This is a genomic window from Pseudomonas sp. IAC-BECa141, from assembly GCF_020544405.1.
In the GTDB taxonomy this organism is placed as follows: domain Bacteria; phylum Pseudomonadota; class Gammaproteobacteria; order Pseudomonadales; family Pseudomonadaceae; genus Aquipseudomonas.
Genome location: NZ_CP065410.1, coordinates 4,623,064 through 4,643,935, shown reverse-complemented (window position 1 = coordinate 4,643,935; position 20,872 = coordinate 4,623,064). Strand labels below are relative to the sequence as shown.

At 61.1% G+C, this 20,872-nt stretch carries 12 protein-coding genes and 1 riboswitch; of the genes, 9 read left to right on the top strand and 3 right to left on the bottom strand.

The features are described 5' to 3' along the window. Positions 1-24 precede the first annotated feature (24 nt). Positions 25-3,363: a leucine-rich repeat domain-containing protein gene (locus I5961_RS21250; RefSeq protein WP_227233252.1), complete on the bottom strand. Its 3,339-nt coding sequence runs from the start codon at positions 3,361-3,363 to the stop codon at positions 25-27. Beyond that, entirely contained in the window at positions 3,360-7,757 is a 4,398-nt protein-coding gene (locus I5961_RS21245) for a dermonecrotic toxin domain-containing protein (protein WP_227233251.1), read from the bottom strand. Before I5961_RS21245 ends, I5961_RS21250 begins: the two co-directional genes overlap by 4 nt. A 306-nt stretch (positions 7,758-8,063) precedes the next feature. Between I5961_RS21245 and I5961_RS21240 the strand changes: the two genes are divergently transcribed. The 7 genes from I5961_RS21240 to astE all read left to right on the top strand — a co-directional run bounded on the left by I5961_RS21240 (position 8,064) and on the right by astE (position 15,905). After that, a complete protein-coding gene (locus tag I5961_RS21240) occupies positions 8,064-9,284 on the top strand; it encodes an aspartate aminotransferase family protein (RefSeq protein ID WP_085697082.1) in 1,221 nt (406 codons plus the stop codon). 201 nt (positions 9,285-9,485) lie between these two features. Continuing rightward, positions 9,486-10,505 carry an arginine/ornithine succinyltransferase subunit alpha gene (gene aruF / locus I5961_RS21235; RefSeq protein ID WP_064598807.1) on the top strand — a complete coding sequence of 340 codons (1,020 nt, stop codon included), beginning with the start codon at positions 9,486-9,488 and terminating at the stop codon, positions 10,503-10,505. Positions 10,506-10,556: 51 nt separating this feature from the next. Then, on the top strand, positions 10,557-11,582 hold the full coding sequence (gene astA / locus I5961_RS21230; protein WP_011335534.1) for an arginine N-succinyltransferase: 1,026 nt from the start codon (positions 10,557-10,559) through the stop codon (positions 11,580-11,582). Next, positions 11,579-13,048, top strand: a complete 1,470-nt coding sequence (gene astD / locus I5961_RS21225; RefSeq protein ID WP_227235628.1) for a succinylglutamate-semialdehyde dehydrogenase — start codon at positions 11,579-11,581, stop codon at positions 13,046-13,048. The genes astA and astD overlap by 4 nt, the downstream gene beginning before the upstream one ends. A 137-nt stretch (positions 13,049-13,185) precedes the next feature. Next, positions 13,186-14,532, top strand: a complete 1,347-nt coding sequence (gene astB / locus I5961_RS21220) for an N-succinylarginine dihydrolase (RefSeq protein WP_085701588.1) — start codon at positions 13,186-13,188, stop codon at positions 14,530-14,532. A 59-nt stretch (positions 14,533-14,591) separates the two neighbouring features. Beyond that, complete coding sequence (locus I5961_RS21215; protein ID WP_011335531.1) at positions 14,592-14,882, top strand: hypothetical protein; 291 nt, start codon at positions 14,592-14,594, stop codon at positions 14,880-14,882. A 12-nt stretch (positions 14,883-14,894) separates the two neighbouring features. Further along, positions 14,895-15,905 carry a succinylglutamate desuccinylase gene (gene astE, locus I5961_RS21210; protein ID WP_007951052.1) on the top strand — a complete coding sequence of 337 codons (1,011 nt, stop codon included), beginning with the start codon at positions 14,895-14,897 and terminating at the stop codon, positions 15,903-15,905. Positions 15,906-16,052: 147 nt separating this feature from the next. Here astE and I5961_RS21205 read toward each other — a convergent pair whose 3' ends face one another. Next, entirely contained in the window at positions 16,053-16,562 is a 510-nt protein-coding gene (locus I5961_RS21205; protein ID WP_039772077.1) for a 6,7-dimethyl-8-ribityllumazine synthase, read from the bottom strand. A gap of 102 nt (positions 16,563-16,664) precedes the next feature. Beyond that, a riboswitch (FMN riboswitch) is annotated at positions 16,665-16,836 on the bottom strand. A gap of 197 nt (positions 16,837-17,033) precedes the next feature. On the opposite strand from I5961_RS21205, the gene ltaE reads away from it, so the two are divergent. Both ltaE and alaS read left to right on the top strand, forming a co-directional pair. After that, positions 17,034-18,038 carry a low-specificity L-threonine aldolase gene (ltaE, locus tag I5961_RS21200; protein ID WP_085701586.1) on the top strand — a complete coding sequence of 335 codons (1,005 nt, stop codon included), beginning with the start codon at positions 17,034-17,036 and terminating at the stop codon, positions 18,036-18,038. A 146-nt stretch (positions 18,039-18,184) separates the two neighbouring features. Continuing rightward, complete coding sequence (gene alaS, locus I5961_RS21195; protein ID WP_227233249.1) at positions 18,185-20,809, top strand: alanine--tRNA ligase; 2,625 nt, start codon at positions 18,185-18,187, stop codon at positions 20,807-20,809. Positions 20,810-20,872 lie beyond the last annotated feature (63 nt).

Genomic DNA, 20,872 nt, shown 5'->3' with positions numbered 1-20,872 from the left:
CGAGCGGCCATGGCTGCAGCACGATCAGTCTTCTATTTCCATATCCGGCCTCACCTGTGGTGGTGGAGTGCCGTCAATGCCTGCGACGTTCAGGTCGTTACCCGTTTCCTCATAGTAGGCGCGGATGCGCGCCAGGCTTTGTGCCGACAATGGGTTGCCGCCCAGGTCGTAGCGGTCACCGATGGTCGGGGGCACTTCCATCAGGGTTTCCGGCACTTCGGTAATGGCATTGCCGGACAGGTCAATCTCACCCCAGTGCAGGTTTTCCAGCACGCCTTTCGGGATTTCGGAGATGCCGGTATGACTCAGGTCCAGTTCGGTCAGGCTCTGCAGGTTGCTGAGGTCGGGGGTCAGTCCCAGAGGATTGTCGCTCAGGTTGAGCACCTCGAGCTTATCCATACCTGCCAGTGCCGCCACAGATTCGGGTGTCAGGCTGATTCCGCAATCCGAAAGGCTCAGGGCTGTCAGTCGATTCAGGGTGTAAATGTCCTTGGGTATGTCGCCCAGATGGATTGCCCGGATGGCCAGGCTGTCGATATTGGGGAACGCTTCAAGGAAATGCCCGAGTCGCGTCGAGTGGCCGTCGCCCGTCAGATACAGATCATGTACGTGAGGAAATTCGGTGCCCAGTATCGGCAGGTCTCCGGCGAAGTTAATCGCATGGTTGAACGCGTAAGCGTCGAGGGTCGAGTCTTCCAGCGGAACCTTGCGCCAGCAGGTCAGCAGTTCCTCGGCGAACTGTGAGCGCAGTTGCTCCTGGTGCGATCGCGCGGTTTCGGACAGTGGCTCGCCGGTGCGCGGATCGAGCGGAATGTCGCTGATCCAGCGAGCGAGATTGCGGTTGAGATCGCTCAGTACCTTTTCCAGACGTGTCAGTTCGTTGCGACCGTCGGCCAGACTGCCGGGCAAACGATAAAACAGGGTGCTGGCCTGCTCATCATCCAGACTGGGGTAGAGGGTTTGCACCCGAGCGAGATCCCTCTCATCGGCAAGCACGCCGAGATCACTGCCGGTACGCCTGAAGTAGTCCTTGACCCGCTCGCGAGTCGCAGGGCTCAGGGGGTTCTTGCCAAAGTCGTAGCCGTCACCGCTTTCTGCCGGCAAGTTGAAAATCTCATCAGGAATTTCGCTGATGCGATTGTTGTTGAAAATGGCGATGCCCAGCGTCGGATGATTGATTATCCCGGCAGGCAATTCGTCCAACCCGGTGCTGGCCAGATCCAGAAAATCCAGATTCGGCAGGGTATCAATGTGCGGTGCCAGCCCCAGCGGATTGTTGTACAGATCGAGTTTTTTCAGGCCTGTCATCGTGGCGAGAGTGGCGCGACCTTCGACATCCAGTTTCAAGGCGCAGTTGCTCAGCACCAGGCTTTCCATGGCTGACATCTGCCTGAATGAGGCCGGTATCTGCCGCAATCCCAAATCACGCAATTCCAGAGTCTTCAGCCCTGTGAACGTGCTGAAGAAGTTGTCGCCGATGCGCAATCGGCCAGTGCCGGTTATCGACAGCGCTGTGACGTGGCTGAAGTCTGCGCTCGGTGGGGGCAATTCACCGATCAAGGACAGGTTGAGAGTCAGGCTGTCCGAGCGAACTTCGGGGCGGATTGTCGAGCGTTCGCGCCAGAACGCTTGCAGGTCGCGGCGATATTGATCACGCCCGGCGCGCTCAGCGGCTTTTTCCTCATCGGTAAGTCGTATGCCGCTGGATGGATGTCGTTCGGGAATTTCCGCGGCCCATTCTCCGAGAGTCGCATTCATCTGCTGCCACTCCGTTTCCCAGTGGCCGATCCGGGCACGTCCCTCATCCATTGTTCCCGGCAACCAATAGAGCAACTGATTCGCTTGCTCGGCATCCAGTGCTGGAAACAGTGCGCGTACACGGTCGATGTCGGCCTGTGGCATCGATACCCCGAAGTTCTGCCGATTGCGCTGGTAGTGGGTCTTGATCCGGTCGCGAGCGGCCGGGGACAGAGGGTTATCCCTCAAGGTGAATTGCTTGGGCGACAGTGCCGAGCGTTGGTAAAGACTGTCGGGCGGTTCGCTGATCCGGTTTTGATCGAAGTCAGCCATTTTCAGCGTCGGGTGTTCGATCAGGCCGTCCGGCAGCTCAGAGATCCCGGCGTCTACCAGACGCAGGCGGGCCAGTGCCGGCAATGTATTCAACTGTGGTGTGGCACCCAGCGGGTTATGGCTGAGATTGAGGAACTGCAATCGGCTCATTGAAGAGAGGCGGGCCTGGGTTTGCGGTGTGAGGCTCAGCCCACAGGACTCCAGCACCAGACGCTCCAGTAAAGGCATGCGTTCGCAAGCCTGTGGCAGGTGCTCGAGTCTGAAATCATGCAATTCCAGGTGGCGCAGGCCGGGAAAGCCCGAGAGGAACGCGTCGATATTGCCCAGATTCGGATTGCCATCGAGCGTCAGGTCGAGAATATGACTGAAGTCGGCCGACAGCTCAGGCAAGTCTCCAATGAAGGTCAGACTGGCCATCAGTACATCGCCGCGCTCCGTGGGTTTTTCGGCAGACCGGTGGCGCCACAGTTCTTCAATACGTTGGGTGAAAACCCGCCGGCTGGTACGCATCGCCGACATCTGCCACGGGGTCAGCCTCTGTCCCGTAAGCGGGTGAATGTTCGGCGCAGCCGCCTCCCACTGCAGCAGTTCGTCTTTCATTTGACGTAGTTCCGCCTGCCAGTGCCTGACCTGGCTGCGACCATGCTCGATCGACCCCGGCAAGCTGTAGAACACGTCGCTGGCATCTTGATCATCGAGGTCGGAAAACAGTTGCTGGATGGACTCGATATCTGCGCGGTCGGCGAGCACCGCGAAATCCTGGCCGGCTTCACGCTGGTGTTGCTTGATACGTTCGCGGGTGGCCGCATTCAGCGGGTTGTTCGACAGGTCATAGCCGTCGGCGACCTGATTCGGTATTTCGAACAAACCTTCCGGCAACTCGGTGATCTGGTTCTCGCTGAGAATAACGGTCTCGAGTCTCGGGTGGCCGATCAGACCGGACGGTATTTCCCTAAGGCCGGTGCGCGACAGATCGAGATAGGTCAGTGAGTTCAGCATTTGCAGGTCGGGCGCCAGCCCCAGCGTGTTGCCGGGCAGTTCCAGTGACTCGAGCCCAGGCATGCTGGCCAGCGCTGTCAGCGACTCGGCAGTGAACGTCACACCGTAGTTTTCCATGACCAGTATCTCCATCATCGGCAGGCCATTGAGCATCGTGTGCAACTGATCAATCTTGCCGTTGCGCAGCATCAGCTGTCTGAGTCGGGGGAAACTTCTCAGGAATGCCGTGTTGCCGCCAATCCCCTTGTTGCCGTTGAGAGTCAGCTGAGTGATATGGCTGAAATCGGCGTTCAATACCGGCAAATCCCCCTGAAACCGGCCTGTATCGAAAGGACGTCGGCTCTGACGTATGGAGGGCTGGTTGAGCGGTGTCGCCACAGGCGCAACAGATTGCCGGCGAAAGTTTCGCGGGCGTCAATTTCGGTAAAGCGCTCATTCGCCTCCAGTGTGGTGCCACTGATTGGATCGCGGTCGGGAATATCTCTTGCCCATGAAGCCAGATCGGCGTTCAGCGTGGCCAGCTCCGTTTCCCACACGGTCAGTTGCAGGCGACCCTGATTCAGCGAGCCGGGCAGGTTGTAGATCAGGCTGCTGGCCTGGCCGTCATCGATATCCGGAAACAGCGCCCGGGTTCGGGCTATATCAGCCTGCTCGGCACGCACGCCGAAATTGAGTCCGGTCCGGGTGAAATAGTTTTTGATGTGTTCGCGCGTGGCCGCAGAGAGCGGGTTGCCCGAGAGGTCGTACCCGGCGCCGACATCGGGCGTGAGTTCAAACAGGGCATCAGGCACAGAGGTGATCAGGTTTTCGCTCAACCATGCGCTTCTGATCCTCGGGTGGGCGATCACCCCGAAAGGCATCTCGGCGATCGCGGTGCGGGAGAGATTGAGGTAGGTCAGCGATGACATGCGGGTGACATCAAGGCGTGTGCCCAGCGGGTTGTCCTTGAGGTCCAGTTCGATCAATTCATCAAGGGAGGCCAGCAGTGCCTGGTTTTCCGGGGTCAGTACGATCCCGCATGTGCGCAGCCGAAGTTGGCGCAGGGAGGGCTTTGCGATAACTGTTGGCAGATCGTGCAGGTCGAAGTTGCGCAGATCGAGGCGCCTCAGTTCAGGAAAGTGACTGATGAACGCTGCGATGCCTGAGGACGTTCCGCTGCCACTCAGTTCCAGGCTGACGACATGGCTGTAATCGGCTGACAGCTGCGGGAGATCGCCCAACAGGGGTTCGTTGAACTGCAGGCGATAGCCAATTCGGTCCAGGGTTTCCCGGCGCCAGCAACTGAGCAGGGTGCGGGCAAACAAATGGCGATTGCGCTCTGCGGCTTCCCGCTGGGCGAGGGACAGTTCCCGGCCGGTCGCAGGATCGGTCCGCATGGCCCTGAACCGCCATTGATCGAGGTCGCTCTCCAGGCGTGCGTATTCGAGGCGCAGGCGCGAGAGTTCGGCAACCGGATTTCCCGGAAGATTTTGCAGGTGTTGCACCATCGCTTGCAGGCCGTCCCGGGTGATCCCTGGAAACATGTCTCTTGTGCGTGTTTCCAGGGTAGGCGGCGAGCTGCCCGTCGATCGATTGCGTGAATAACCCTCGGTGCCCAGGAGGCGCAAGGTGTCGCGTGTCGGGGTCGGCACCGGTGCGTCGGTCAGCGTGAGACGCAGGTTGGAGCGGGGCAGCGGGTTGTCGCGTATGAGTTGGTGGAGTTTCGCTCCTTCGCCGATCTGCAGGTTCAACGCCTGACGCTGGGCGTCCGGCAAGGCTTGAAGCACGCAGGTGTAAAAGTCCGTCGCACCGTGCAATTGCAATCCGTCCGAATCGAACGGTTGCCACAGGCCATCGGCCCGGCGTACCAGGATTTTCTTGATGGCTGCATCCATGGGGCCGGTGCCATCGAGCCTGTTTCCGGCAAATGTCAGGTCACGGACTTCCAGGCTCAGGCCCTCGGGCCAGCCGGGCAACAGCTGCAGGCTGTACAGGGCCAGCATCTCGGAATCCGGATTACGCACCGAATCGATTTCCAGCCCCTCATAGGCGCGGGTAATGCGCAGCTCGTGCATGGCGGTTTGGGAAAGCTCTTGCTGACGCTGCGGAAACTGTCCTTCGCCCAGTTGCAGCAGCTCGGTGCCCGTGGCGGTGTCTATGAGCTCTTCGGCAATTCTGACGGGCAGTTGCGGCACATGCCGGGCCACCGCCTTTATCAGTGGAGCCTCGCGGTGCTGAAGTGACTGATAGCGTTTTTCGAACAGGTTCGGGCGCTGTTGATCGGCGATTGCGGCGAGTCTGGCGCGCAGTCGCCGGGTGCGGGATTCAATGGAAAGCACCTGCCCGAATTCTTCGTCGAGCAGCGTGTTTTTTTCGGACTCGCTGAGCGATTCCAGCATGGTCTTGAGCAGATCACCGTCGGTCAGCTGGCCTTGGTGAATGTCTGTCAGCGCAAGCTGCGCATCGCTTGAGGATTGCCAGAGGGTTTCGCCCCGGGCGTTGAGCAAGCGCAGTCGCCGGTTGGCAGGCCACAAACCCTGCTCGTTGAGCAATTGCAGCTGAATCAACGGATCGGCCATCCGGTACTCGGTCGGGTCGTTGCTGGAGAGCTGTTGTATGAAGGTCTGCAGGTCCTGATCGATCTTGAAGCGCTCGATGGTATCGGCCAGCAAGGGTGGCACTCGCTCCTGATTGACGTGCATTTTGCGTAACCCGTCTTCGGTGTAACCGCTGACTTGCAGAATTCGCTCGCGCTTTGCCGCAGCAAACGGTTCCATGCGTGGGCCGATACGTTGCAATACCGTGGCGCGGTCCCATTGCAGCGGGTTTTCCAGCTCGGTATGAAAAGCACCTTCGCCGTTGTGCCGCACAATCGGCTGATAGGCATCCGGATCGGTGGGGTGTTCGATGCGCAGCTTGCCGGGATGTTCGTGATCGCTGACGGTGTAGTGCGCCTGGTCGGCAGGCAGCAGTTTTTTTCCGTCGAGCAGGTGCAGACCCTGTGCGTCGGGACTGGAATCGGCCGCTGGGGTCAATGGGCTCTCGTAGGGTTTCAGGTCCGGTTTCCAGTACAGGGTCTTGCCATTGCGCAGTTTCACCGGCTGGAAGCGATCCATGAACGCCACCACTTCGGGCGGTAATACTTTGGGGAGTTCCGCCATGGCAATGCCGGTTCCGACTCCGAATGAACCGAGCTGGATCATGGATTCCAGTGCGGCAAAAAAGTGTTCGCAAGCTTCGGTGGTGAGTCCTTCGGACAGATCGACAACGAACGTGAAGACTTCGTCAAGCAACTGGTAAGTGATGTACGCCATCATCATTTCACCCAGAAACGGCACGAACGGCAGAACAACGAACGCGGCCGCTTCCAGGATCGACTCGGCGACACTGACCAGTGCATCCCAGCGCTGCCAGCGAGCGTTGCGATCAACCGTCGCAGTGGAAATCGCGATCGCGGCGGCATCGTTGAGTATCTTGTTCAACTTGCGCTGATAGAGGTGTTCCCAGAGTTCGCCGGCGATGGGCGTAGCGGCAATTTGCAGAATCGGCCTTGCGACTGGCGTTTCGCGCCAGGGAGGCGATAAATCGCCGGCCTGCGGCTTGTGATAGGTCACCTGACTCAGGCGCTGCCTGAGCTGGCCGAAGAATTGCCCGCGTTGATCGTGGGCGACAAAACGGCTGAAGAATCGCTGGAAGGCCGCTTCGCGCAATTGCCGGATCAGCGCTTCTGTCAGTTGGGCTGTAGACGCGTATTGCTTGACCGGGTGTTCAGGGTGGCCAGGTATGTAAGCCACCACTTGCGCCGCGGTTCGTACCTGTTCGAGGTCGGGTGCGAACAGCACAATCCCGGTCAGTTCGACCGACATCATCGTCAGGTCCTGGCACAGTAGCGGCTGGCCATTCACTTGCACGTTGTGGGCACCATCGAGCAGGCGTTCAATCGCATGCAGATGCGCGTGGTCGATATCGCCCTTCATCCGCGCCAGTTTCAGGGCGGCGCGCAGTGCGGCTTTTTGCGCCGCATTGATCTTGTGGCGCAAGACTGCGGCAGCCACCGGACTGGACACTGCCAGGTTTTCTTCGAGATAGGTTTTGTAGCGGCTGCCGATGTCCAGTTCCCGGCACAGTCGGGTGAAAGGGGCAATCCCCGGATTCATGTTGAGGGGCGCCAGCGTTTCGTATGCCCCGCTTGCCGAGGGTCGGGTGACGAACGATGAGCCGGCGGCATAGGCGTCGGCGACGGTTTCGTCGGTCTCGAAGTTATGCAAGGCCGCGTCGAGCAGAGACACCGTCCATGTCCGGGTGCCGGTGGTAATGCCGGAAGCGGTCACGGGGATGTACAAGTGCAGGAAGGTTTCTCTGACATTCACGTCAACGCCGAAGCTTGATTTGAGCGCCTCGGTCAGCAGCGGTTCGGCGAAGGTGCTGGCGTCCTGAACGCGATCGAGCACCTGATCGACACCGTTTTGCGCCTTCATGTACTCGACAATGAGCGTTCTGAGGGCATCGTGCTGCTCTCGCGGGGCTGCCTTCACGGCATGGTGGAGGCGGTGGCGGTTGTTCTTCAAGGCGAGGCGCCGGGCTGGTGAGGCATTGCCCAGCCATTCGGGAAGCGCTTTGACCAGCGGTTCATAGTGAGACGGAGGGTTGAGTGCCGCCGCGCCGGGCGTGAGTGGAAGGGCGGGCAAGTGCCCGGTATTGGATGGCATTGTTGGCGTCCTTGAGCATCGAAATGGAGCCCAAGCAAAACAGCAGCCGGCCATCGGCAGGTGGTAGAGATGTATGACAGGCAGCGCCTTCGCAATTGATATGCTCGCAGGCCTGCTGCAATGGCCGGCGGCAGTTTAAACTGCGCCTTTGCGACGCTATATGTCGCATTGCCGTAAACCCGGGAAAATCCGGGGTTTGCGCTATAAGAAGTTGTCGCTTGGCGACAAGGCCGGGCACAAAACTGTCCTTACAATCCCCCCATCGCTCGCCAGTTTCAGGCGGGTGGCCCTCATCAGGAGACTCCGATGTCCGTTGAGCACGCTGCGGTACAACGCGCCGATTTCGACCAGGTTATGGTTCCCAACTACGCGCCTGCCGCTTTCATTCCGGTGCGTGGCGCCGGTTCCCGCGTCTGGGATCAGGCCGGCCGCGAGCTGATCGACTTCGCCGGCGGTATCGCCGTCAACGTATTGGGCCATGCGCACCCGGCGCTGGTCGGTGCCTTGACCGAGCAAGCGAACAAGCTGTGGCACGTGTCCAACGTGTTCACCAACGAACCAGCCCTGCGCCTGGCGCACAAGCTGATCGACGCCACCTTTGCCGAGCGCGTGTTCTTCTGCAACTCCGGCGCTGAAGCCAACGAGGCCGCCTTCAAGCTGGCCCGTCGCGTCGCGTTCGACCGTTTCGGCACCGAGAAGTACGAAATCATCGCCGCGCTCAACAGCTTCCACGGCCGCACCCTGTTCACCGTGAACGTCGGCGGCCAGTCGAAGTATTCCGACGGTTTCGGCCCGAAAATCACCGGCATCACCCACGTGCCGTACAACGATCTGGCGGCGCTGAAAGCCGCTGTTTCGGACAAGACCTGCGCGGTCGTTCTGGAACCGATCCAGGGCGAGGGCGGCGTGCTGCCGGCCGAGCAGGCGTACCTGCAAGGCGCCCGTGAGCTGTGCGACGCGAACAACGCGCTGCTGGTGTTCGACGAAGTGCAGACCGGCATGGGCCGTACCGGCAACCTGTTCGCCTACCAGCATTTCGGCGTGGTTCCGGACATCCTGACCAGCGCCAAGAGCCTGGGCGGCGGTTTCCCGATCGCCGCAATGTTGACCACCGAAGCGCTGGCCAAGCATCTGGTTGTCGGCACTCACGGCACCACTTACGGCGGCAACCCGTTGGCGTGCGCCGTGGCTGAAGCGGTGATCGACGTGATCAACACCCCTGAGGTGCTGAACGGCGTCAACGCCAAGCACGACAAGTTCAAGACCCGCCTGCAACAGATCGGCGAGAAGTACGGCCTGTTCACCCAGGTGCGCGGTCTCGGTCTGCTGATCGGTTGCGTGCTGAGCGATGCCTGGAAAGGCAAGGCCAAGGACATCTTCAACGCCGCTGAACAAGAAGGCCTGATGATTCTGCAGGCCGGCCCGGACGTGATCCGTTTCGCCCCGAGCCTGGTGGTTGAAGACGCGGACATCGACGCCGGTCTGGATCGTTTCGAACGTGCTGCAGCGAAACTGACGCAAGCCTGATAGATCCTTCGGCGCCTGGAGCTTTCAGGCGCCGAACCCAATTTTGATGCCGGGCAAATCAAAGTGGGAGCGAGCTTGCTCGCGAATGCGGTGGGTCAGACAACCTGTTTGTCGACTAGTGAACCGCCTTCGCGAGCAAGCTCGCTCCCACAGTGTCCGGCGTTTTTTTACTGTGAATTTATAAGAGAAAGGAGTGACACCATGCTGGTGATGCGCCCCGCGCAAATGGCTGATCTGGGCGAGGTACAGCGTCTGGCTGCGGACAGCCCGATTGGTGTCACTTCCTTGCCGGATGACGTTGAACGCCTGAGCGACAAGATTGCCGCGAGCGAAGCCTCGTTTGCCGCCGAAGTGAGCTTCAACGGCGAAGAGAGTTATTTCTTTGTCCTCGAAGACACCGCCACCGGCAAGCTGGTGGGCTGCTCGGCGATCGTTGCGTCGGCCGGTTATTCCGAGCCGTTCTACAGTTTTCGCAACGAGACCTTCGTGCACGCCTCCCGCGAGCTGAAGATCCACAACAAGATCCACGTGCTCTCGCAATGCCACGACCTGACCGGCAACAGCTTGCTGACCAGTTTCTATGTGCAGCGCGAGCTGGTGGGTTCGCCGTGGGCCGAACTCAACTCCCGCGGCCGTCTGCTGTTCGTTGCCAGCCATCCGGAGCGTTTCGCCGATTCGGTGGTGACCGAGATCGTCGGTTACAGCGACGAGAACGGCGACTCGCCATTCTGGGACGCCATCGGTCGTAACTTCTTCGACCTGAACTACGCCGAGGCCGAGCGTCTGTGTGGCCTGAAAAGCCGCACGTTCCTCGCCGAACTGATGCCGCATTACCCGATCTACGTGCCGTTACTGCCGGACTCCGCTCAGGAAGCGATGGGCCAGGTGCACCCGCGTGCGCAGATCACCTTCGACATCCTGATGCGCGAAGGCTTCGAGACCGATCACTACATCGACATCTTCGACGGTGGCCCGACCCTGCATGCGCGGGTTTCGGGGATCCGTTCGATCGCCCAGAGCCGTGTGGTGCCGGTGAAGCTCGGCGAGCCGGTCAAAGGTGCCGGGCGCCAGTATCTGGTAGCCAATGCCCAATTGCAGGATTACCGCGCGGTACTGCTGGAACTGGATTACGCGCCGGGCAAACCGGTGACCCTGGATCTGGAAGCGGCCGAAGCCCTGGGCGTCGGTGAAGGTGCCAGCGTGCGCCTGGTGGCGGTTTAACGCCTTAGCGAGTTTCACGGGTGGCCACGGCGGCCCGTTTGAGGAGATAGCATGATTGTTCGCCCCGTACGCAGCAGCGATTTGTCCGCTCTGATCGACCTGGCCCGCAGCACCGGCACCGGCCTGACCACCTTGCCGGCCAACGAAGAACGCCTGACTCACCGGGTCGGCTGGGCCGAGAAGACCTTTCGCGGTGAAGCCGGTCGTGGCGACGCGGACTACCTGTTCGTGCTCGAAGACGACAACGGTCGCGTGGTGGGTATTTCCGCCATCGCCGGCGCTGTCGGTCTGCGCGAGCCGTGGTACAACTTTCGCGTCGGCCTGACCGTCAGCGCCTCGCAGGAACTGAACATCTATCGCGAGATCCCGACGCTGTTCCTGGCCAACGATCTGACCGGCAACTCCGAGCTGTGCTCGCTGTTCCTGCATGCCGATTACCGCACCGGCCTCAACGGCCGCATGCTGTCCAAGGCGCGGATGCTGTTCATCGCCGAATTCCCTGAATTGTTCGGCAACAAGATCATCGCCGAGATGCGCGGCGTGTCGGATGACGCCGGCCGTTCGCCGTTCTGGGAAAGCCTGGGCCGTCACTTCTTCAAGATGGAATTCAGCCAGGCCGATTACCTGACCGGCGTCGGCAACAAGGCGTTCATCGCTGAACTGATGCCGAAATTCCCGCTGTACACCTGCTTCCTGTCGCCGGACGCGCGCAATGTCATCGGCCAGGTTCACCCGGACACCGAGCCTGCGCTGGCGATGCTCAAGAGCGAAGGCTTCAGCTATCAGGGTTACGTCGACATCTTCGACGCCGGCCCGGCCATCGAGTGCGAGACCAGCAAGATCCGCGCGGTGCGTGACAGCGAAGCGCTGGTGCTGGCCATCGGCACGCCGGGCGACGATGCCACGCCGTTCATCATCCATAACCGCAAACGCGAAGACTGCCGCATCACGGCTGCGCCGGCCCGTCTGGCCGCCGGTACGCTGGTGGTCGATCCGCTGACCGCCAAACGTCTTCAACTCAACGCTGGCGATCAGGTTCGCGCCGTGGCGTTGTCCGCTGCACGGGAGTCGAAATAATGAATTCGCTATACATCGCAGGTGAGTGGCTGGCCGGTCAGGGCGAGGCCTTTCAATCGCTGAACCCGGTGACCCAGCAAGTGCTGTGGTCGGGGGAGGGCGCCACCGCCGCTCAGGTCGAGTCGGCCGTGCAGGCTGCGCGTCAGGCGTTCCCGGGCTGGGCCCGTCGTACCCTGGAAGATCGCATCAGCGTGCTCGAGGCGTTCGCCGCCGCGCTGAAAAAACACGCCGACGAACTGGCCCGCACCATCGGTGAGGAAACCGGCAAACCGCTGTGGGAAGCCGCGACCGAAGTCACCAGCATGGTCAACAAGATCGCGATCTCGGTGCAGAGCTACCGCGAACGTACCGGCGAGAAGAGCGGCCCGTTGGGCGACGCCACCGCCGTGTTGCGCCACAAGCCGCATGGCGTGGTCGCGGTGTTCGGCCCTTACAACTTCCCTGGTCACTTGCCGAACGGCCATATCGTGCCGGCGCTGCTGGCCGGTAACAGCGTGCTGTTCAAGCCCAGCGAGCTGACCCCGAAAGTCGCCGAACTGACGGTCAAGTGCTGGATCGAGGCCGGTCTGCCGGCCGGCGTGCTGAACCTGCTGCAAGGTGCCCGCGAAACCGGTATCGCACTGGCGGCAAACCCGGGCATCGACGGTCTGTTTTTCACCGGCTCGAGCCGTACCGGCAATCACCTGCACCAGCAGTTCGCCGGTCGTCCGGACAAGATCCTCGCGCTGGAAATGGGCGGCAACAACCCGCTGGTGGTCGATCAGGTCGCCGACCTCGACGCGGCGGTCTACACGATCATTCAGTCGGCATTCATTTCCGCCGGTCAGCGCTGCACCTGCGCCCGTCGTCTGCTGGTGCCGCAAGGCGCGTGGGGCGACAGCCTGCTAAAGCGTCTGGTGGAAGTCAGCTCGACCATCGAGGTCGGTGCTTTCGATCAGCAACCGGCGCCGTTCATGGGCTCGGTGGTTTCCCTCGGCGCGGCTAAATCGTTGATGGATGCCCAGGCGCATCTGCTGGCCAACGGCGCGGTGTCGCTGCTGGCAATGACGCAGCCACAGGCGCAGTCGGCGCTGCTGACCCCCGGCATCGTTGATGTGACGGCGGTTGCCGATCGCTCCGATGAAGAACTGTTCGGCCCGCTGTTGCAGGTGATCCGCTACGCCGACTTCGCGGCGGCGATTGCCGAAGCCAATAACACCGCGTTTGGCCTGGCCGCCGGCCTGCTGTCGGATTCCGAAGAGCGCTACCAGCAGTTCTGGCTGGAAAGCCGTGCCGGGATCGTCAACTGGAACAAGCAATTGACCGGTGCTGCCAGCAGCGCACCGTTCGGCGGTGTCGGCGCTTCGGGCAACCACCGCGCCAGCGCCTACTACGCGGCGGATTACTGCGCGTACCCGGTGGCCTCGCTCGAAACCGCGAGCCTGGTGTTGCCGGCGGCCCTGACGCCTGGCGTGAAGATGGCGTGATGCCCATCGCTGGCACGCCAGCTCCCACAAGGACGATGAGATTCCTGTGGGAGCTGGCTTGCCGGCGATGGCCGCGTCGCGGTCTCAAAGAATAGTTACTGAAGCCTATAACAACAGATTCTCGTGGAGCCTCGCTGATGAAATCCTATGAAGTCAATTTTGACGGTCTAGTGGGGCCGACCCATAACTACGGTGGTCTGTCCTACGGCAACGTTGCGTCCCAGAGCAACAGCCAGCAATCCTCGAACCCGAAGGAAGCGGCGCTGCAAGGTCTGGCAAAAATGAAAGCGCTGATGGAGATGGGCTTTCAGCAGGGCGTCCTCGCACCACAGGAGCGTCCGGACGTGGCTGCCTTGCGCCGTCTGGGTTTCAGCGGCACCGACGCTCAGGTGATCGAGCGCGCTGCAAAAGAAGCGATGCCGCTGCTGGTTGCCAGTTGCTCGGCGTCGAGCATGTGGGTGGCCAACGCCGCTACGGTCAGCCCGAGCGCCGACACCGCTGACGGTCGCGTGCACTTCACCGCCGCCAACCTGAACTGCAAATACCACCGCAGCATCGAGCACCCGACCACCAGTCGCGTGCTGGGCGCGATGTTCGCCAACCAGCAACACTTCGCTCACCACGCCGCGTTGCCGGCGGTGGCGCAGTTCGGCGACGAAGGCGCAGCCAACCACACGCGTTTCTGCCGTGAGTACGGCGAGGCCGGTGTCGAGTTCTTCGTGTTCGGTCGCAGTGCGTTCGACACCCGCTACCCGGCACCACAGAAATACCCGGCGCGCCAGACCCTCGAAGCGTCGCAAGCGGTTGCCCGTCTGCACGGCCTGCGTGACGACGGCGTGGTCTACGCGCAGCAGAACCCGGCGGTGATCGATCAGGGCGTGTTCCACAACGACGTGATCGCGGTGGGCAACGGCGAGGTGCTGTTCTATCACGAGGACGCGTTCCTCGACACCGATCAGATGCTGGCCGAACTGCAAGCCAAACTGGCCAAGGTCGGCGGCAACTTCCAGTCGGTCTGCGTGCCGCGTTCGGCGGTCACCGTGGACGATGCGGTGCGTTCCTACCTGTTCAACAGCCAGTTGCTGTCGCGTCCTGACGGTTCGATGCTGTTGATCGTGCCGGAAGAGTGCCGTGGCAACGAGCGCGTGTGGAATTACCTGCAAGGCCTGATCAGCTCCGGCGGCCTGATCCGCGAAGTGAAAGTCTTCGACCTCAAGCAAAGCATGCAGAACGGTGGTGGCCCGGCGTGCCTGCGACTGCGCGTCGCGCTCAACGAAACCGAGCTGGCGGCCGTCAACCCAGGGGTTATCATGACCGCCCCGTTGTACGGTTCGTTGACCGCATGGGTTGAAAAGCACTACCGCGACCGCCTGACCGAAAGTGATCTGGCGGATCCGCAATTGCTGCTTGAATGCCGGACGGCACTGGATGAACTGACGCAAATCCTTAAACTGGGCGCGGTTTATCCATTCCAGATCAATTGATGACCGGTGCGCCGCCTCGTCGCGGCGCACGGTTTCATCTCCCCAAGAGAGCGTAAAACATGAGCGATTCCCTGCAGCTGATCCTTGAAGACACTGACGGCACGCAATTGCAAACTTCCTGCACCCGCGTCGCGGTCATGTGGCAAGGCAAAGAGCTGTGGATCCAGCAGGACGGCCGCGGCCAACTGCTGATCGGCGTGGACGTCGAAGAGGGCGACGAAGAGTACGCCAACCTGCTGTTGCGTCCATTGGCGACTAATCTGGTAAGTCTGCAACTGGAGATGGAACCGGCTGACCTCGGCGACGATGACGGCCACGTGCACGGCCCGGATTGCAATCACGACCACTAAGGAAACCGCTCTATGCTCGCCCTCGGCAAACTGCTTGAACTGACCCTCGCCGGCCGTGAACCGGCGGAGAAGACTCAACTGACTGTCGAAGGCGTGCGCATGCGCTGGTTGAGCGAGGGTGCGCTGGAAGTCCGGCCACCCGAAGCGCGCGACAATGGCCTGGACCTGCTGCTGTCGGCAGGCATCCACGGCAACGAAACGGCACCGATCGAATTGCTCGACCGGCTGCTGCATGACATCGCTCGCGGCGACCTGAAGCCGCGCGCACGCATTCTGTTCCTGTTCGGCAACCCGGAAGCGATTCGCAAGGGCGAGCGTTTCGTCGAACAGGACGTCAATCGACTGTTCAACGGCCGTCACGAACAAAGCAGCGGCTCCGAAGCCCTGCGCGCCTGCGAGCTGGAACGTCTGGCGGCAAGTTTCTTCAGCCTTCCTGATCGTCAGCGTCTGCACTACGACCTGCACACCGCGATTCGTGGTTCGAAGATCGAGCAGTTCGCTTTGTATCCGTGGAAGGAAGGTCGCCAGCATTCCCGTCTCGAGCTGGCCCGCCTGCGCGCCGCCGGCATGGAAGCGGTGCTGTTGCAGAACAAACCGTCGATCGTGTTCAGCTCCTACACCTACGACAAGCTGGGTGCAGAGTCCTTCACGCTGGAGCTGGGCAAGGCGCGGCCGTTCGGACAGAACGCCGGGGTCAATGTGTCGCTGCTGGAAACCCGTCTGAAGCAGATCATCGAAGGCACTGAGCCTGAGATGGCCGAGCAGGGCCTGGACGGTCTGCAACTGTTCAGCGTGGCGCGGGAAATCATCAAGCACAGCGATGCGTTCCGCCTGAACCTGCCGGCGGACATCGAAAACTTTTCGGAACTGGATGTGGGTTATGTGCTGGCCGAAGACCTGGCCAATACCCGCTGGATCATCGAAGAGCAGGGCGCGCGGATCATTTTCCCCAATCCCAAGGTCAAGAACGGCCTGCGGGCGGGCATCCTGATCGTGCCGACCACTGACGAAAATCTTGCCTGATGATCGTCTTACTAGATGACTGATCGTTCCCACTCTGCGTGGGAATGCCTTAATGGACGCTCTGCGTCCGCTTTAGGGACGCGGAGCGTCCCGGGCAGCATTCCCACGCAGAGCGTGGGAACGATCATGGCAGTTTTTTTATGATGCTTAGACCGCTACAGCGCGCGGCTCGGTACGGCGCAACGCACGCACTTTCTGCAGCGTATCGGCGCAGGTCTTCGCCGCTTCCTGACCCTTGTGCACGAAATGCTCGAAGAAGAATTTCTGGTGTTCTTCGCCGGCATGGAAGTGGTGCGGGGTCAGCGACACCGAGAACACCGGCACTTCGGTTTCCAGCTGAACCTGCATCAGGCCGCTGACCACCGACTGGGCAACGAACTCGTGACGGTAAATTCCGCCGTCCACCACCAGGGCGGCGGCAACGATACCGGCATAACGACCGGTCTTGGCCAGCAGCTTGGCGTGCAGAGGCATTTCAAAGGCGCCGCCGACTTCGAAGAAATCGATGTCCGATTCCTGATATCCCTGAGCGATCATTTCGGCGAGGAAGCCCTTGCGGCTCTGGTCGACGATTTCCTTGTGCCAGCAGGCCTGGATGAACGCGACGCGCTCGCCGTGAGGGTGTTTGCTTTTGCTGTCGATAGCGGTGGGTTGCATGTTCTGACTCCTGTTTGTGTGAAAAACAGGGCGTTATGAATCGAAAGGGATTCAAGGGTACGCACGCTCGCGCGAACACGGCGGACGGCCCTTTGGCGTCAATCCCGTTCTCTCTTCATCCGGACTGTGACCGTCGGCCCCGGAATCACACCGGGTCTGCTGACCTTGCCGCCGCTCACGGCATTTGCCGTGTACGTCACCAAGCGCTCGCGGGCTATGCGCATTGCGCGCAATTACCGCCGGTGGGGAATTGCACCCCGCCCTGAGAACGTTTCGCCGCCCTTTATCGGGCGGCGCAGCGTTTTTAACACAGATTTCCGGGCAGTGCATTGCGCCTTTGTGATGATTGCCATCGAGTTTTTCGAAGCACACAAACGACTTTTCCTTGCTCAAGGGTTGATTAATCCGCGCCATGCCCGCAGTAATTCGTCTTCGTAAAGGGATTTCCCCTGCTGACCAGAGGCCAGGTTCATGAGCGTTATCGATCTTCGCAGCGACACCGTCACCCAACCGACTCCCGCCATGCTCGATGCGATGACTCGCGCCGATACCGGCGACGACGTGTATGGCGAAGATCCGACGGTCAATCGTCTGGAGACCGAACTGGCAAAACGGCTGGGTTTTGCTGCGGCGCTGTTCGTCCCGACCGGCACCATGAGCAACCTGCTGGGGTTGATGGCGCACTGCGAGCGCGGCGACGAATACATCGTCGGTCAACAGGCGCACACCTATAAGTACGAGGGCGGCGGCGCGGCGGTGCTCGGCTCGATCCAGCCGCAGCCGCTGGAAGTGCAGGCCGATGGCTCGCTGGACCTGGATCAGGTGGCAGCGGCGATCAAGCCTGACGACTTCCACTTTGCCCGCACCCGTCTGCTGGCGCTGGAAAACACCATGCAAGGCAAAGTGTTGCCGATGGAGTATCTGGCCCGTGCCCGTCAGTTCACTCAGAGCCATGGCCTTCAGCTGCATCTGGACGGCGCGCGGCTGTACAACGCGGCGGTCAAGCTCGGGGTCGATGCCCGGGAAATCACCCAGTATTTCGATTCGGTCTCGGTGTGCCTGTCCAAAGGCCTCGGCGCGCCGGTCGGTTCGGTGCTGTGCGGTTCGTCGGCGTTGATTGCAAAGGCCCGGCGCCTGCGCAAAATGGTCGGTGGCGGCATGCGTCAGGCCGGATTGCTGGCGGCGGCGGGGCTGTATGCGCTGGATCACAACGTCGAGCGTCTGGCGGATGACCATGCCAACGCGCAGTTGCTGGCCGAAGGCTTGCGCGAGGCCGGTTTCAGTGTCGAGCCGGTGCAGACCAACATGGTTTACGTGCAGATGGGTGATCGTGCCCATGCGATCAAGGCATTCGCTGCCGAGCGCGGGATCAAATTGAGCGCTGCCGCGCGGCTGCGAATGGTCACGCACATGGACGTCAACCGCGCGCAAATCGAGCAAGTGGTCGCGACATTCGTCGAGTTTTCGCGCAAGTGACAGCGTTAGCCACCCAATTGACCGTTTCTATCGTATAAACACGCTGTACCCCGCGCGCAGGGCCGATATAATGCGGCCCTTTGCCGTCGTTTCGTCTGTTGACGTTTCGTACAGGCCTTTGGCCGCAGCCTCCGTGGAAGAACCTAATGAAAAGCGCAGAAATCCGTGAAGCCTTCCTTCGCTTCTTCGAAGAGCAAGGCCACACCCGTGTAGCCTCCAGCTCTTTGATTCCGGGCAACGACCCAACCCTGCTGTTCACCAACGCGGGGATGAACCAGTTCAAGGACTGCTTCCTGGGCCAGGAAAAGCGCGCGTACACCCGCGCCGTCTCCAGCCAGAAATGCGTGCGCGCCGGCGGCAAGCACAACGACCTGGAAAACGTCGGTTACACCGCCCGTCACCACACCTTCTTCGAAATGCTGGGTAACTTCAGCTTCGGCGACTACTTCAAGCGTGATGCCATCACCTACGCCTGGAACTTCCTGACCTCCGAGAAGTGGCTGAACCTGCCGAAGGAAAAGCTGTGGGTCACCGTCTACGCCAGCGATGACGAGGCCTACGACATCTGGACCAAGGAAGTCGGTGTGCCGGCCGAGCGCATGGTGCGCATCGGCGACAACAAAGGCGCGCCATACGCGTCCGACAACTTCTGGACCATGGGCGATACCGGCCCGTGCGGTCCTTGCACCGAGATTTTCTACGATCACGGCGCCGACATCTGGGGCGGCCCGCCGGGCTCGCCGGAAGAAGACGGCGACCGCTACATCGAAATCTGGAACAACGTGTTCATGCAGTTCAACCGCACCGCCGATGGCGTGTTGCACCCGCTGCCAGCCCCGTCGGTGGACACCGGCATGGGCCTTGAGCGGATCAGTGCCGTGCTGCAGCACGTTCACTCGAACTATGAAATCGACCTGTTCCAGAGCCTGCTGGCCGCTTCGGCCAAGGCCATCGGTTGCAGCAACGACAATCAGGCGTCGCTGAAAGTCGTGGCTGACCACATCCGTTCCTGCGGCTTCCTGATTGCCGACGGCGTGCTGCCGTCCAACGAAGGTCGCGGCTACGTGCTGCGCCGGATCATTCGTCGCGCTTGCCGTCACGGCAACAAGCTGGGCGCCAAGGGCAGCTTCTTCTACCAGATCGTCGCCGCACTCGTGGCCGAGATGGGCGATGCCTTCCCTGAGCTGAAATCCCAACAGGCGCACATCGAGCGCGTACTGAAAGCCGAAGAAGAGCAATTCGCCAAGACCCTGGAGCAGGGCCTGAAGATTCTCGAGCAGGATCTGGCCGAACTCAAAGGCGACGTGGTTCCGGGCGACGTGGTGTTCAAACTCTACGACACCTACGGTTTCCCGATGGACCTGACCGCGGACATCGCCCGCGAGCGCAGCCTGACCATCGACGAAGCCGGTTTCGAGCGTGAAATGGAAGCCCAGCGCGTCCGTGCCCGTTCCGCCAGCTCGTTCGGCCTGGACTACAACAGCCTGGTCAAGGTTGACGTGGACACTGAGTTCACCGGTTATCACGCCACCAGCGGTTCGGCGAAAGTCGTTGCCCTTTATAAAGACGGTCAGTCCGTAGACGTCTTGAGCGAAGGGCAGGAAGGCGTTGTGGTTCTGAACCAGACGCCTTTCTACGCCGAATCCGGCGGCCAGGTTGGCGATTGCGGTTATCTGCAGGCCGGCAACAGCCGTTTCGACGTGCGCGACACCACCAAGACCGGCGGCGCGTTCCTGCACCACGGCGTGCTGGCGTCGGGCAGCCTGATCGTTGGCGCACCGGTGGAAGCCCACGTCGAAGCCGACGTGCGTCACGCCACTTCGCTGAACCACTCGGCCACTCACTTGCTGCACGCCGCGTTGCGCAAAGTGCTGGGCGATCACGTTCAACAGAAAGGTTCGTTGGTCGACAGTCAGCGCCTGCGCTTCGACTTCAGCCACTTTGAAGCGATCAAGCCGGAGCAGATCAAGGCGCTGGAAGACATCGTCAACGCCGAGATCCGCAAGAACTCCGCCGTTGAAACCGAAGAAACCGACATCGAAACCGCCAAGCAGAAAGGCGCGATGGCGCTGTTCGGCGAGAAGTACGGCGACAACGTGCGCGTACTGAGCATGGGCGGTGATTTCTCCGTCGAGCTGTGCGGCGGTATCCACGCCAACCGTACCGGCGACATCGGTCTGCTGAAAATCATCAGCGAAGGTGGTGTGGCATCGGGCGTGCGTCGTATCGAAGCCGTCACCGGCGCAGCGGCGCTGGCTTACTTGAACGCTGCTGAAGAACAACTCAAGGAAGCGGCCAGCCTGGTCAAGGGCAGCCGCGACAACCTGATCGACAAGCTGTCGGCTGTGCTGGAGCGCAACCGCGCGCTTGAAAAGCAGCTCGAGCAGTTGCAGGCCAAGGCCGCCGCCGCTGCAGGCGACGATCTGTCGGCCTCGGCCGTGGACGTCAAGGGCGTGAAAGTGCTGGCCGTGCGCCTGGATGGTCAGGACGGCAAGGCGCTGCTGGCGCTGGTCGATCAGCTGAAAAACAAACTCGGCCGCGCAGTGATCCTGCTCGGCAGTGTCCATGAGGAAAAGGTCGTACTGGTTGCAGGCGTAACCAAGGACCTGACTGGCCAACTCAAAGCCGGTGATTTGATGAAACAGGCTGCTGCGGCAGTGGGCGGTAAGGGCGGTGGTCGTCCGGACATGGCGCAGGGCGGCGGTGTCGACGCCGGCGCACTGGATGGCGCTCTGGCGCTGACCGTTCCATTCGTCGAGCAGGGTTTATAAGACGGCCCGTCGGGCCCGCAGTCTAGTGGCGGGCCGGGCGGCTGTTTGAGTGATTATTGGGCG